Genomic DNA, 13566 nt, shown 5'->3' with positions numbered 1-13566 from the left:
ATGAAAAAATCGGGTTATTTCACCTTATCTCTGGGAGGCGCGATGTTGCTTGCGATCTCGCTAACGACTTCGGCGGTTGAATTTGGCTTTGATCCAGAAGTTTTAGGCACCAGTCTGCCTGAGGTAACCGATTTATCTGCTTTTGCCTACGAGGGGGGCAATTGCCTGGGGTTTATCACGTTGAAGTCACGCTAAATAGCCAGTTTGTCGCACAGCAACCGCTCACCTTCTTTTTACCTGAGGCCGAAAGTGGCTTGTCTGGGTTGCAGCCCTGTTTATCCTCTGAGCAGCTCTATGTGTTTGGTGTACGTGAAGGCGCGATCCCGAGCAGTGCATTAGATAATCAAGGCTGCGTGATGTTGTCGCGCATACCTTACGCCAGCATGACCTTCCTCTTTCATCAACGGCAATTACTGTTGCTGTTGCCTGCAACGTTGCTGCGGCAAGTTTCAGCAGGTGAGGTCGATCCTGTTCGCTGGGATACCGGGGTTAATGCCGCCTTGCTGGATTACCGGTTGAGCTCCACACATCAGTTTTCCCGGCAACCAGAAGCCCCTGATTATGACGCGCAGCAGGTCATTCTGTTACCGGGTATCAACCTAGGGGCCTGGCGTTATCGCAATTACAGCCAATTCCAGCGCAGCATTGAACAGCCAACGACTTATCATTCGAACTTTAATTACCTGGAGAGGCATATTGGCCGTTGGCAAAGTCGTTTAACGCTAGGAGACAGCAATACGCTGGGGGATATTTTTGCCAGCATGCCTTTTAGCGGCGTGCAACTCAGTAGCGATCTGGCGATGCTCCCTACCAGCAAACGTAGCTTCTCACCGTTGCTCTGGGGAATTGCCCGTACTCCAGCAAGAGTGACCGTGACACAGGGGGAGTCACTGTTATATAGCGGTAGTGTGACTCCAGGGCCCTTTGAGCTTAATGATATTACGCCGATTAATAATGGTGTCGATGTCGTTGTGCGCGTAGAAGAGAGCGACGGACAAGTGCAATTGCTGACATTTCCGTTTGCCACGTTGCCAGTGTTATTACGTGAAGGTGTTGCCAATTACGGATTAACGGCGGGGCGCTACCGTTCCACAGACGCTCGGCAGCAAAGCCCTAACTTTTTCCAGTTAACTCAGGCTGCAGGCTTATCTGGTGGTGTCACGCTGTATGGTGGCGTGCAGATTGCCGGTGTTTATCAGGCGCTTTCACTGGGTGTGGGCGCTATGCTGGGGCAGTTAGGCGCACTTTCTGGGGATAGGACACAAACACAGGCTGCAGGCCGTCATGGCAATGTGAACCGCTTGCGTTATAGCAAGGTAATGAGCACTACAGGTTCTAATATTGCGGCAGCTTATCAGCATGCTAGCGTTGATTATCGCACTTTGGAAAGCGCGATCGGTAACCGTTCCTCCCAGCTGCGGCAGAAAAGTTTCGAATTTAGCCTATCCCAGCCTTTGCCGTTTACCAACGGATATCTATCCCTACGTTGGCTGCGTGAACATTTTCATACTTCAGGCGAGCGAACTACTTTCAGCGGCTCTTATCGGCAACAGTTTCTCGGTGCTTTGGTTAGCTTGGGGATCAGTGAAAGTCAGCGAGCACATCATGCCTCGTTAAGCCATGAACGCTTGATTAACCTTGCGGTTAGTCTGCCTTTTGGCGGCGATAGGCAAAATAACTATGTTGGCTACGGCGTATGGGCTCAAGGGCGGGATAACGTCACTCAAACGTTGAATATCAGCGGTTCCGCTTTTGAGGGGCAGGCATTGTCCTGGATAGCGCAGCAGCAATATGGCGGTGGTGATCAGGCTCGGGAAAGCAGCATTCGGGGCGATTATCGCGGTAGCTATGTTGCCACTTCGGCAGGGTATGGTTATAGCGGCCATAGTGAACGATTGGATTATGCCGTGCAAGGCGGCATGGTTCTTCATGCAGGCGGTTTCACCTTATCGCCCTATCTAGGCGAAACCTTGGCACTGATCGATGCGTCCGGCGCACCAGGCGCCATCCTGCAGGATAACCCGTTGGTGTCTACCGACGCTAATGGTTATGCGTTAGTCCCTCACCTCAGCGCTTATAGCGTGAAAGCATTGCAAATATCTCCTGGTTCATCAGACAGCGATTATACCTTACCAGCGCTTGCACAGGAGGTTATCCCTACTCGGGGCGCGGTAGTGAAAGCAAAATTTGTCGCTACCAAAGGGCGCCGGGTGTTAATGACGTTGCAGCGCCTCAATGGTCAGCCAGTGCCATTCGGTGCCAGCGCCAGCTTACTAGAGTCCGCCAACGCACAAGGCGCATTGGTCGGAGAGGCGGGGGAGGTCTATCTATCAGGTATGCCAGACAGTGGAACTTTGCAGGTGCAGTGGGGAAACAGCCAGGATCAGCGTTGCCGGGTTGATTACACCTTGCCGGTTGAGCGCCCCGTCAGCGGGATTTTCCGTTGGTCTGGTGAGTGCCGATAGTACGGCCTCAGCGTAGTCAGCTTTGAGTGAGCTGATTCCACTGTGGCTGCAAGCAAGCAGGACAGTATACCGTTCCTTCCTGAATGGAGGGTTTTGTATAGCACTTGTATTTTATCAGTGCTTTTATTGATTAATTTATCGATTAGGAATGATTACATGAAATTACGTTTTTTAACTCTGGCGTTCGTGACTTTGGCTTCATCGCAGGTGTTGGCTGCGCAATCTACGCTGCATCTGAACCATACGCATTACGATACCCCGCCAGCGCTAAAATGTAGCTTTGCCGATACCCCGACAAGCGGTACCGTCAGTGGTTCAGTCAGATTGGGCTATGTTTCCTGCAAGAATTCGATTAAAGGGCAGACCTACAGTTTAGTGAGTACTAACAATCAGAAACTGCTACTGAGAGGGGGAGAGGATTCTGATGTTTGGCAATATGACATTTTAGATAGTACTGGGAAAGTACTTGCGAATACGGATGAATTGCTGCAAACACAAGTGGAGTATTTAGCGGTAGCGACAGCGGGTGAAACCACGCCAAAAGGAGGTGTTTGGCAGGATACTTGGACGTTAGACGTCGTTACTAACTAAAGCCACACACTCTCTGCAAGGGCGATTGCCCTTGCAGAAGTTGACTCAAGAAAATCAATCCCGCTTAATATGTTTTCTGGCATAGAGTGCGGATTTAATTGCTACGCAAATCAATGTACCTATAACAATCATGGTGAGCACAATATCAATGAGAGTCACATCGGGGGGAAGATTACCCAACAGTAAAGAACGGGTCCCCCAAACACCAATAATAATCCCCGCCGAGCCAGTAATCAGTTTTGAAAAATCAGACAAGAAAATAGTTGCTGTAGTCGTGATAATTAGCAGAATGACCAATAGAGTGACAATATACTTTACATAAAATGGACGTTCGTAATTGCTGGCAAAGGCTATCACAGGTGGATGTTCAGTCATGATTTTTCTCAAATCCGGTATGATGCGGTGTTCAGTATCCTGTAACCTAGATGTCTGTTCATCGAGCAATATTCTGATCCTGTTATCATCTGTCTTGGCATAAGTGGATACCCCCTTAACGACACTTTCAAGCGCTATGGCGGTCAGCATAGAGTAACGGTCATAAGGATATTCATAGACTACTCCATTGATTGGCAAGATAATGTTTTCTTCAAATTCAGAGCCATCTGCCGGAATGTTAATAATAAAACTTTCAGGTATACGGTTTTCATTTGAGTCTTTATAGTAGAAATTGGAGATATGCAACTTGAGTTGTTTAATATCACATTTTGCATCGCAGTTTCGATAACCAAAAACCTTTAAATTAATGGTTTGATTAATGGGGTCTAGTTCTTTAGAAAGGATTTCTACGTGAGTAAAGTCGTCCGTCCGATCTGACTCTATTAAGATGAATTTATCAGCATCGGATGAATTGCTCACCACTTCGCTGTAAATCGAGCTTATTGCAAAGGGCAGCCCTGCAATGATAATAACGATAAGAGATGCAATAAATAAATTGATGCCGTAAAGCAGAAAGGTATGCTTGAGTGTTTTTATTTCCATGGTGATACTCATCTAAATGTTGGTAAGTGTGGTAGTTAGGAAGTATTTGCGGGTTTTCAAATCGTGCATTGAGACTAAGCTAGTCGTGTTGTCCTGTTACAATAAATGGCAATATAATTGCTTGTTGCCATTAATCAGAAAAATGACTGGTATGCGATGATGTAATGAGGCGTTAATGCCTCATTATATCGTTGTAAACTGTATGGCTGGGGAAGGCGTTAGTGGGTCTTACAGATAAAGTAAGGATAAGTCAGGCCACGTACAAAAATAGCATTTTCATTCAAATTTTTAATTCCAGCAAAAAACGAATCCCCGGGCTTTTCTGGTAAAAAGTAGGTGTGAAAAAGCTCGGTGGATAGTGTATCCGCGCGGTTGATCTTCTCTTCAGTAATTGTGAACTTGTACATTTTCCCAGAACGTTCTTTGACGTAGTTAAAATGGAGAACTCTATTCAAACCATAATACTCACCATTTATACTGACTGCTCCAACGGCTCGGAGTAGCCCGGTATTATCGTGGTTGAAAATCAGCGAGTAAAGGGCATCCAATTTTGCCTCTTCTTTGCTGTTACTGATAGTGATAATTTGTTCTGAGTCACACAAAATACTTTTCTTGTTGAAAAATGTGATGATACAAGCGTATCCTAGAAGAAGTATAATAACTATGGATGTTAGAAAGTATTTCACCTTCATTTTTATACCCCCTCAAGAAATCTGAAGTTTGCGCAGTGGCTATATGATGAGTTGCTTTCTCTCTTGCATTTCGAAACAAGGTAGACTTGGCCACGAACATCATTTCCTTCGTCGTTTTGAAAAAATAGATCAAATGCCTCTCCAGAGCAGTCTGTAACCTGGGGCTTTAACAAATCCCTGGCTTCATTGATAAAGGCTTTATTACTCGAATTAATATGTGAATCTAGCGAGTAAACATTGCATTTGCCTTCAGTGTAAAGTAATTCAGGACTAAATCTCCCCATGGCAATGTTATTCATATTGGTATAGGTAATACCCACTATGCATAAGGAAACAATAAGTAAAGTTAATGATAGAAAAACAATGCTTTTTGGAATTGTTTTGTTTAGCAATAGCGTGCTCTGATTTTTATTGATGCTATTGGATCCGGAGGAAATGCCAGATGAAATATCTGGCTTAATATCTTCTTTATGTTCAGTGGCTAGAACTGTATCGGACATTGCGTCTGGTAAAGCAACGGGTTCAATTTTATCGCTATGTTCAGTAGGGAGCGTGGTAGGGTTTACCAATACTGTTTGCATGCGGGTGTCGGTATCGTTGTCTATTTTTTGGTCTTCAAGAGATTTCTCTGATAAAATGGCTTGGACCTCTGCGTCGAACTGAAACCCCAATTTGGGGATGGTGTTAATGATAGCACCCGTTTGATCTAAAGAGATAAATGAGCGTCTTAACACACTGATATGGTTATTTAAATTTGCAGATGAAACCACAAAACCATAATCCTCCCAAACATGCTTTAGTAAGTGATCTCGCGTGACAAGTTGTCCTTTAACCCGGATAAATTCGCTGAGTAATCGCCCTGAGGGAGCAGGCAAATCAATAGACCTCTCAGAGTCGCCTTGAATCGACAGGGTCCTACTATTAACATCAAATACTACAGAGTTATTTATTATATATTTCATTGTCTTTCACTTTGTGTGGACTTAAACATAGTTCAACCCGTTATAACCTTATAATTATAGACTGTTTTTTAAATCAAGTAGTGAATTTTTACCTGGCGGAAATACCGGGAAATCGTGTAACAACCTGTCTTGCTGACATTTGGTGGGGAGTAATTACTGAATCTCCGGAGAGGCTATTTTATCGAAGCGCTAAGAACAGCTTGAAAGCAGAGTCTCCCAAACCATGTTTCTGCAGCGTGCAGATAAGATCAAGTTCTTCGTATAGAAATTGATAGCAAGTATTGCTTAAACTGGTTTTCTGCTATCTTGGGGAAGCTAAATGGCTATGTTTTTCTAACTGGCTGCTTTTTGTTCGACCGTATGGAGATGACTCGCATTCATTTTTGCCCGACAATGTTCAGCCCGTCTTTTTGCCCAATAGTAGTTCTCTGGGTTGATTGCTTTGAGTGATGATTGTTCCCAAAGTTGTATTGCATCAAGCCAAAAGCACATTCTTTCAGCGTGAGCTGCCATCGTAGCAGTGTGAAAATAGTATGAAGTGAGTGCCATTTTCTTATTTCTCCAAGAGAGTTTTAATGTTTTTTAAACAAGTTGAATTCAAGGTGTTATTTTTTCAATGAAAGTAGTCACTAATGCTATATCTATTATAAGTCAGATTTTGCTCTCAATGATTGCGGTAATGATTAAGGCGGATAATATTGCTGCAATAACGAGTAAAATAAATGTGTGCTCTTTTCTATTGTTAAACCCATCTTTGTTCTTACTGATGATTTTTTTCTTTACTCGTGAAAGCGCATGAGCGTTACTCACCAAGGGTGGCTTATCGTTGTCTTGCTGAATTGTTATATTTGCTTTGAATTGGAACCCTTTCTTGGGAATGGTAATTATTATTGTTCTGTCAGTTTTTAATTCAGAAAATCCCTTTCTAAGCGTGCTGATGGCGTTGTTTAAATTTGCTTCTGACGCTGTGTACCCTTTCCTTCTCCATACGTGATCCAATAAATGTCTTCTGGATAACAATATGCCATTTTTGTTTATGAATTCGCTTAGCAACCGGGTTGCTGAACTTGGCAAAAGATAATGTAAAGTATGGTCATCAGTACGATAGATGATGTTATACTTCGGCTCAAATAAGACGTTGTTATTTATAATGACTTTCATGTTCAATTTCACTATTGGGAATTTCATTATGCCCCTCATCCTGAGAATGCGATAATATGCATTTATTTTATGGAGGAAGATAACTTATGCCGAAATTATATTTCCCCATCAGTCCCTCTTAATGTTTTTCCTTGTATGTAACGCAGATTTAATCGCTACGCAGATAAGCGTTCCAATGACGATCAGTGTCAATATAATATCAATGATAGTCACATCTGCAGGGAGGCTGCCAAGCAGCAAAGATCGAGTCCCCCAAACACCAATAATAATCCCAGCAGAACCAGTAATCAGTTTGGAAAAATCAGATAAGAAAATGGTTGCAGCCGTGGTAATCAATAACAGGATAACGAGAAGAGTGACTATATACTTAACATAAAATGGGCGTTCATAATCGCTGCTAAATGCGACTATGGGAGGGTGCTCAGTTATCACTGTCTTCAAATCAGATACCTGAGTATGTTTGATATCTTGTAGGCGCGATGTTTGCTCGTCGAGTATAATGGCAATTGCATTGCTCTCTTTATTACTAAAGGTTGATATGCCATTCACAATACTTTCAAGTGCTATTGCAGTTTGTACGGAGTAACTATCATAAGGGTATTCATGAATATCGCCACTTACCGGTAAGACGATCTCTTTTTCAAATTCAGTACCTCCTTTGGGGATGTCTATAACAAAACTTTCCGGGACGCGTTTTTCATTGGCATTTTTCAGGTAATAGCTTGAGATATGTAATCTCAGCGACTTTTTGTTACATCGTGTTTGGCAGTTATGATATCCTGATACTGTAATTTTAATCGTCTGGTTTATCGGATCTAGTTCTTTTGTCAATATTTCCAGTTGAGTGAAGTCATCGAATTTATTTGGTTCAATCAATGTAAATCTATCAGAGTCTGAAGCATTACTCACTACTTCGTTATAGATTGATTTTATAGCAAAAGGTAGTCCGCAGATAATGATGATGATTAGTAGAGTTATCGATAAATTAATACCTATAATTGATAATTTTCTTGTGTTGCTTTTTATATCCATAATTATTCTCGTTTTATATAAAGGCGGCAGGTTGTTAAATAAGCTTTAACAATAAAAAGTGATATTTATTATCAGTTTGTAATGGTCGTAGTTTAAATATATGGTCACTTGGCATATTTATGAGTGGTAATTTATTTTTGTTAAGTATTTTGAAAAATTAATTTTATTGCTGAACCCCAGTTTTCTCATGGCTGATAATTTTTGTTTATGAACGGTTTTATAGCTTTTATTTTTAGCCATGGCAATTCTCTGGCAAGACCATGATATTGAAGTTAACGTTATAACCTCAAGCTCAGATGCTGAAACATAATGTTTTGCAGGTATTGTTGATTCGGTTTTTTGCAAATAATCCATATTTCTCTCTTGTTGTAAAATAAAATTCTCCAGTTTATCTACCTTTGAGTCTAATCGAATGAAACTATGATTGTCAGGCCATAATAGGGTGTTTATTAACCCCTCAAAATTGGATGAAAAAAATACGCTAATTCGTTGTGCGTCATTTCTTAATAAAGAGTTAAGTTGATGAATAGAGTTTAGGTGAAAGTAAATAATGTGAGGTCTGCTTCTCGGAAAGTTATAAAGATATAATTCATTATAGGACGCGTGTGTTAGGACTTTAACGCTATGTCTTCTATTAAGTAGAGAGGATATTCCATCACGCACATAATGTGAATCACTGACAATTAATACTTTCATATTATTAACCTTATATGATTTATTTATGTAGTAAAGTATGGCGCAATAGCTACCGCACCAAATTGACATTGATGCTCTACTGGCAACTGTCAATCAGAGTGTTTTGTACCTTTGGCATACGATAGGGCTTGGATTAAATTGCACTTATATTTTACATTTTGGCCTATAATCAGCAAAATAATTATTAAATTAGCGATTAATTAGTTTTTTATTCTGTTTTGCGCGGTGGCGGGGGGGCGGTTTGGCATGAATGATTGAGTGTCAATCAATCTGCTAGGAATTATAACGGGATTAATTCACGATAGTGGCTAGCATGTTTGTTGCCGAGTGTTGCTGATAGAGCAAACCAAGTGGAAGCGTAGCGATAGGGAGAGCAGTACTGTAGCAATGATTGGCAACGGTTCTGGTGGGCGACACCGAGTGTCAGCCTTTGAGGAAATGCTGGGATATTCGGTGGCAGAATCGTTCTTCAGTTCGCTAAAAAAGAGCGGATAAGAAAGAGAATCGACAAAAACCGGGACATGGCCTGGGTTTTGTCGATTACATTGAAGTGTTCTACAACCACCTTACCCGACAAAGTGAATTTGTGAAAAATGAAATCTGTCAGATTGCGATTGATGCGGTTGGTATCAAATTTTCGTATGGTTTCTGTTTTTATTTAATATCCGCTGATTTTATTGATAGCAGTCTATAGATGAGACCCGCCAGCAGGAATAAAATCAATGCAGCGAGAGATAAAACAAGCGTGTGTGACGCTAAAAAGGCTGTTTTGGCCTTCGAAAAAAGTTGCTCCCCATGTATAGGAGTTAGGCTATTAATGTACTGCATAGCTTGACTTAGTGATCCTTTGGTTTTCTCAAAATCAATTGAAGAAGGTTCGATTGTAGAAGACAGGGCGTTCATATACGAGTATGACATCATCAGACCAAAGGCCACGATGCCGATTCCGGCGCCTAACTCGTAGGCCATCCCTTCGATGGCACCAGCCGCACCGGCTTTTTCTTTTGGGACTGCGTTCATAATAGCGGCGGTTGAGGATAGCAGCGAGGCTTCAACACTAAAACCTAAAAGTATCATGAATGCCCAAGCTATATAGACTTGGGAATTGAAATCAGTCATCGCCATTCCAATAAAGCTGACTGCACTAAGCAATAATCCCCCTGTCGCGACTTGACGTAAACCAATGAAGGAGACAAGCCAACCAGCGATAGGACCACAAACGCTGCTGGCGATCATCAACGGTAACAGGAAAAGGCCTGCTTGAAGTGGAGTTTTGCCAAAAACAAGCTGTAATTCTTGAGAAATCAGCAATTCAAACCCAACCAGTGAGATCATGGCTGTGAGAGCCATAATTATACCGGCAATGATTACCTTGTTTTTAAAAAGTAACACGTCGATCATGGGGGAGTTTGTTTTTGCCTGATATTTAAAAAATATCACGATCATGAAAATACCTGAAAATAGCATGGCAGTTTTAACGTAATTAAAACCCTCACTGAATCCTGTCTTAATTGAAAAAATGGAGAGAAGTATAGCTACTATTAAGAATATGGAATCTACTATGGGTAGCTTTTTTGATCTATCAATTTGAACTTGGTAAGGTAGCGTCAATGTCGCTATGATAACTAGTAGGCACAACGGCACGTTGATAGCAAATACCATGCCCCAATGATAATACTCCATTAAAGCCCCACCAACCAGAGGACCCATGGCAGCCCCACCTGTACCCACTGCAGCCCATACGCCAAGTGCAATGGCACGTTGTTTTTCATCGGCAAAGGTATGCCGTAGTGCTGAGAGGGTCGCTGGAAGGATCATCGCGGCCCCTAGAGCCAAAAAAGCTCGCGACAATATTAATGACATGACATTGATAGAAATCGCAGCAAAAAGAGAAGCCACACAAAAAATTGCACTCCCCATCAAAGCAAGCCGCTTGAAGCCAATTCTATCTCCGAGCACACCCATTGGCAGTAGAAAGCATGCCATGACTAACGAGTAGATATCGATGATCCAAAGTAGTTCATTGTTGCTGGCATTTAACTCGATAGACAGTGTCGGAGCAGCAACATGTAAAACTGTGGCATCGATTGACACAGGAAGATACATTGCGATGATCAGTGAAAGTACTAACCACTTATTTGTCATTATTAAATACCTTGTTGATTTTATTGGTTAATTTATTTTTTGAACAAATTAGAAAAGAAAGTTTATTACATGGGGTTTGTTGACCTTAGACATATAGAAGATGTTTGGCTGGTATTGTTATTGTAGATACATGAGAACACCTAATGATGCTAACATACATTTATCGAGGTAAGTACCTGCGTTAAAAAAATTATTGATTTATTTTTATTTATTTTACTTAAGTTTAATTTTAATTTTATTATTTGCGTGTTAACTTCTATTAATTGAGTTGCGATAGTATATTGTAGTTCATTTGATTTATATTTCCCTTAGGGATGCGAATAACATGAGGCGCTCTGATGTTATAGTCCATTGTCTGAGTCATTCGGGTTGTGGGTTGTTCGAAACAGAAATTAAGCAGAAAATAAAGGAGGTTTTTTATTGCTATTACCCCTATGAGAGCTATAGGCAATGGGATGTTGAGATCAATGACACTATGGCTTATGCCTTTCACGATACTTATCAGGGGTATTCAGAACTTCATATTTTCAACCTTATTCAGCAACTCTGGGATGTTCATTAAGTTTTTTTTCCTGTTTTGTCGAACATCTTCTCAACGGAAAGTAATAGCGAAATGATGTTAAAAAGAGGCATCTGAAGCCTCTTTCAAGACGACGACTCTACATTTGAAATGTTATCGAAATTGAGGTCGTGAGGATTAGAACAGTTGAACGCCTATATTAATCCATATCTGGCTTATGACTTTACCCACGTAATGTAGCTACGGCTTTATGCACAGTCACTATGAACGATGGCATTGATTACTGAACTGATTGCTCTGGGCGAAGGATTAGCTTAGATGCTCGGGATCATATTTTTAAATGTAGCATGGATGAAGCGATGGAGACGGTAGGAGGATACCTATGCTGCCTGGCTACTGGATGTAGTCTATATTCTCTCGTATTGCCCAGACTGCCATGGCTTTTACGGGGCCAGTTCGATGGTACGCTTACCAACAGAAGTAGCCATCAAAAATACCGTTAATGCCTTTAAGCAAATCATGAGAAATTAGACTCAACAAGGTGAAATCGCGGTTCGCAGTACGTTGGGAAAAGGAGCATTGCCTAGAAAGCAAAAAACCCGCCATAGGCGGGTTCTTCTAAATGATGGTGCCCGGACTCGGAATCGAACCAAGGACACGGGGATTTTCAATCCCCTGCTCTACCGACTGAGCTATCCGGGCAACGGGGCGCATTAAACCGTATTTGGTCCTGTGTCGTCAATGGGTTTCTGTCACAAAGCCGAGCGATTGCTCTAATTTCAAGCAAGCGCATGGGTGCCTTTCAATACTCGTATTCTCCCTTTCTGCCAAAACGCCGAACGCCAGGGGACATAAATATTCACCCCAACAATGTTCGGTTCCGCCTATTCCATAGTCGATTAATGTTAGTGATAAGTACAACATGTTACTTATTTGTATTTTAAGGCTATTGTTATTTCCAAATGTGATCTGTGTAACTTAAATAACATATTGTGCGTGTTATGTTTCGATAATAACATCATTAGTTCCCGGCAAACGCCAGGGGACAAGGTTCGGCAATAGAGCGTAAAGGTTCGCAGATAATTTTGGGGAAAATATGAAATACATCATAGGGATAGTGTGCATTGTTGCTATCTGTGTTTTAGCACTTTTAGTGAGCAACGATCGCAAGAACATTCGCTATCGTCCGATTTTCGTCATGCTGGCCTGCCAGTTTTTGATGACCGCACTGCTGCTTAAGACCGACGTAGGCAATAAGGTGATCGGCGTGATCGCCGAGCTGTTCGGCAATTTGCTGTCCTATGCTAACGAAGGGGTGAACTTCGTCTTTGGTGGTTTGGTGAATCACGGCGAGATTTCTTTCTTCCTGTCCGTTTTGCTGCCAATCGTGTTTATCTCCGCGCTGATCGGCATCCTGCAACACTGGCGCATCCTGGGTTTTATCATCAAATACATCGGCCTGGCGCTGAGCAAGGTTAACGGCATGGGGCGTTTGGAGTCCTACAACGCCGTGGCTTCGGCAATCCTCGGCCAGTCTGAAGTGTTTATCTCGGTGAAAAAACAGCTCGGCCTGCTGCCGGAGCATCGTCTGTATACGCTGTGTACTTCGGCGATGTCGACTGTCTCCATGGCGATCGTGGGCGCTTACATGGTGATGCTCGACCCGCGCTATGTGGTCACCGCTCTGGTATTGAACCTGTTTGGCGGCTTTATCATGGCGTCGCTGATCAACCCTTATCAGGTCAAACCTGAGGAAGATATCCTTGACGTTGTTGAAGGGGAAAAACAGAGCTTCTTCGAAGTGCTGAGCGAATACATTCTTGATGGTTTCAAGGTGGCGATCATCGTTGGCGCGATGCTGATCGGCTTTATTGCTCTGATCACCATGGCTAACGCACTGTTCACCGCTGCGTTTGGTATCTCCTTCCAGGGCGTGTTGGGTTACGTTTTCTCTCCTCTGGCTTTCCTGGTCGGTGTGCCATGGCACGAAGCGGTGCAGGCAGGTGGCCTGATGGCGACCAAGATCGTCAGCAACGAATTTGTTGCCATGCTTAACCTGTCACAGGGTGACTACCACTTCTCTGAACGTACCATGGCGATCGTTTCGGTGTTCCTGGTGTCGTTTGCCAACTTCTCTTCTATCGGCATTATCGTGGGTGCTATCAAGGCGTTGGACTCCAAGCAAGGTAACGTTGCCGCCCGCTTTGGCCTGAAGCTGCTTTACGGCTCCACGCTGGTCAGCTTCCTGAACGCCGCTGTCGTAGGTTTCTTCTTTTAATTAGCCAAAGGCCGCATCGTGAGGTTGTGGCCTGCAATCGCCTTCT

At 42.7% G+C, this 13566-nt stretch carries 12 protein-coding genes, 1 tRNA gene and 1 pseudogene; 5 read left to right on the top strand and 9 right to left on the bottom strand.

The window, feature by feature from the left end; all coding sequences use genetic code 11:
* The 3 genes from ACRDCA_RS21980 (at position 1) to ACRDCA_RS21970 (ending at position 3056) form a co-directional block, all read left to right on the top strand.
* On the top strand, positions 1 to 195 hold the full coding sequence (locus ACRDCA_RS21980) for a hypothetical protein (protein ID WP_438691420.1): 195 nt from the start codon (positions 1 to 3) through the stop codon (positions 193 to 195).
* A complete protein-coding gene (locus tag ACRDCA_RS21975; RefSeq protein WP_438691419.1) occupies positions 162 to 2465 on the top strand; it encodes a fimbria/pilus outer membrane usher protein in 2304 nt (767 codons plus the stop codon). The genes ACRDCA_RS21980 and ACRDCA_RS21975 overlap by 34 nt, the downstream gene beginning before the upstream one ends.
* 156 nt (positions 2466 to 2621) lie before the next feature.
* Positions 2622 to 3056: a hypothetical protein gene (locus tag ACRDCA_RS21970; RefSeq protein WP_218520303.1), complete on the top strand. Its 435-nt coding sequence runs from the start codon at positions 2622 to 2624 to the stop codon at positions 3054 to 3056.
* Positions 3057 to 3110: 54 nt separating this feature from the next.
* Here the strand turns inward: ACRDCA_RS21970 and ACRDCA_RS21965 are convergent, their stop codons facing one another.
* The 8 genes from ACRDCA_RS21965 to ACRDCA_RS21930 form a co-directional block, all read right to left on the bottom strand.
* Positions 3111 to 4034 (bottom strand): hypothetical protein, encoded by a 924-nt coding sequence (locus ACRDCA_RS21965; RefSeq protein ID WP_218520304.1) that lies wholly within the window; start codon positions 4032 to 4034, stop codon positions 3111 to 3113.
* A 218-nt stretch (positions 4035 to 4252) separates the two neighbouring features.
* Complete coding sequence (locus tag ACRDCA_RS21960; protein WP_438691418.1) at positions 4253 to 4726, bottom strand: FidL-like protein; 474 nt, start codon at positions 4724 to 4726, stop codon at positions 4253 to 4255.
* Between the two features lie 2 nt (positions 4727 to 4728).
* Positions 4729 to 5688 carry a winged helix-turn-helix domain-containing protein gene (locus ACRDCA_RS21955; RefSeq protein ID WP_438691417.1) on the bottom strand — a complete coding sequence of 320 codons (960 nt, stop codon included), beginning with the start codon at positions 5686 to 5688 and terminating at the stop codon, positions 4729 to 4731.
* 333 nt (positions 5689 to 6021) lie between these two features.
* On the bottom strand, positions 6022 to 6237 hold the full coding sequence (locus ACRDCA_RS21950) for an ANR family transcriptional regulator (RefSeq protein ID WP_438691416.1): 216 nt from the start codon (positions 6235 to 6237) through the stop codon (positions 6022 to 6024).
* A 102-nt stretch (positions 6238 to 6339) separates the two neighbouring features.
* Positions 6340 to 6849, bottom strand: coding sequence for a winged helix-turn-helix domain-containing protein (locus tag ACRDCA_RS21945; RefSeq protein WP_438691415.1), 510 nt, complete (start codon positions 6847 to 6849; stop codon positions 6340 to 6342).
* 108 nt (positions 6850 to 6957) lie between these two features.
* On the bottom strand, positions 6958 to 7881 hold the full coding sequence (locus ACRDCA_RS21940; RefSeq protein WP_218520309.1) for a hypothetical protein: 924 nt from the start codon (positions 7879 to 7881) through the stop codon (positions 6958 to 6960).
* Between the two features lie 117 nt (positions 7882 to 7998).
* On the bottom strand, positions 7999 to 8577 hold the full coding sequence (locus ACRDCA_RS21935) for a hypothetical protein (RefSeq protein WP_438691414.1): 579 nt from the start codon (positions 8575 to 8577) through the stop codon (positions 7999 to 8001).
* A 654-nt stretch (positions 8578 to 9231) separates the two neighbouring features.
* Positions 9232 to 10722: an MFS transporter gene (locus tag ACRDCA_RS21930; RefSeq protein WP_438691413.1), complete on the bottom strand. Its 1491-nt coding sequence runs from the start codon at positions 10720 to 10722 to the stop codon at positions 9232 to 9234.
* Positions 10723 to 11641: 919 nt separating this feature from the next.
* Here ACRDCA_RS21930 and ACRDCA_RS21925 point away from each other — a divergent pair.
* Positions 11642 to 11773 (top strand): annotated as a pseudogene (locus ACRDCA_RS21925) (phosphoenolpyruvate hydrolase family protein); the annotation flags it as partial.
* 95 nt (positions 11774 to 11868) lie between these two features.
* On the opposite strand, the gene ACRDCA_RS21920 reads toward ACRDCA_RS21925, so the two are convergent.
* Positions 11869 to 11944 (bottom strand) — tRNA-Phe (locus tag ACRDCA_RS21920).
* A gap of 394 nt (positions 11945 to 12338) precedes the next feature.
* Here ACRDCA_RS21920 and ACRDCA_RS21915 point away from each other — a divergent pair.
* Positions 12339 to 13520, top strand: a complete 1182-nt coding sequence (locus ACRDCA_RS21915; protein WP_438691412.1) for a NupC/NupG family nucleoside CNT transporter — start codon at positions 12339 to 12341, stop codon at positions 13518 to 13520.
* Positions 13521 to 13566: the final 46 nt, after the last annotated feature.

The sequence above is a fragment of the Serratia sp. (in: enterobacteria) genome (assembly GCF_051654945.1).
Lineage (GTDB): Bacteria > Pseudomonadota > Gammaproteobacteria > Enterobacterales > Enterobacteriaceae > Chania.
This window is presented reverse-complemented; position numbering and strand designations above follow the sequence as displayed.

What these genes read in the sequence shown, in the direction of transcription:
- ACRDCA_RS21935 (WP_438691414.1), bottom strand. Translation starts at nt 8,577, where the DNA reads ATGAAAGTATTAATTGTCAGTGATTCACATTATGTGCGTGATGGAATA.
- ACRDCA_RS21950 (WP_438691416.1), bottom strand. Translation starts at nt 6,237, where the DNA reads ATGGCACTCACTTCATACTATTTTCACACTGCTACGATGGCAGCTCAC.
- ACRDCA_RS21960 (WP_438691418.1), bottom strand. Translation starts at nt 4,726, where the DNA reads ATGAAGGTGAAATACTTTCTAACATCCATAGTTATTATACTTCTTCTA.
- ACRDCA_RS21980 (WP_438691420.1), top strand. Translation starts at nt 1, where the DNA reads ATGAAAAAATCGGGTTATTTCACCTTATCTCTGGGAGGCGCGATGTTG.
- ACRDCA_RS21965 (WP_218520304.1), bottom strand. Translation starts at nt 4,034, where the DNA reads ATGGAAATAAAAACACTCAAGCATACCTTTCTGCTTTACGGCATCAAT.
- ACRDCA_RS21970 (WP_218520303.1), top strand. Translation starts at nt 2,622, where the DNA reads ATGAAATTACGTTTTTTAACTCTGGCGTTCGTGACTTTGGCTTCATCG.
- ACRDCA_RS21940 (WP_218520309.1), bottom strand. Translation starts at nt 7,881, where the DNA reads ATGGATATAAAAAGCAACACAAGAAAATTATCAATTATAGGTATTAAT.
- ACRDCA_RS21955 (WP_438691417.1), bottom strand. Translation starts at nt 5,688, where the DNA reads ATGAAATATATAATAAATAACTCTGTAGTATTTGATGTTAATAGTAGG.
- ACRDCA_RS21930 (WP_438691413.1), bottom strand. Translation starts at nt 10,722, where the DNA reads ATGACAAATAAGTGGTTAGTACTTTCACTGATCATCGCAATGTATCTT.
- ACRDCA_RS21915 (WP_438691412.1), top strand. Translation starts at nt 12,339, where the DNA reads ATGAAATACATCATAGGGATAGTGTGCATTGTTGCTATCTGTGTTTTA.
- ACRDCA_RS21945 (WP_438691415.1), bottom strand. Translation starts at nt 6,849, where the DNA reads ATGAAAGTCATTATAAATAACAACGTCTTATTTGAGCCGAAGTATAAC.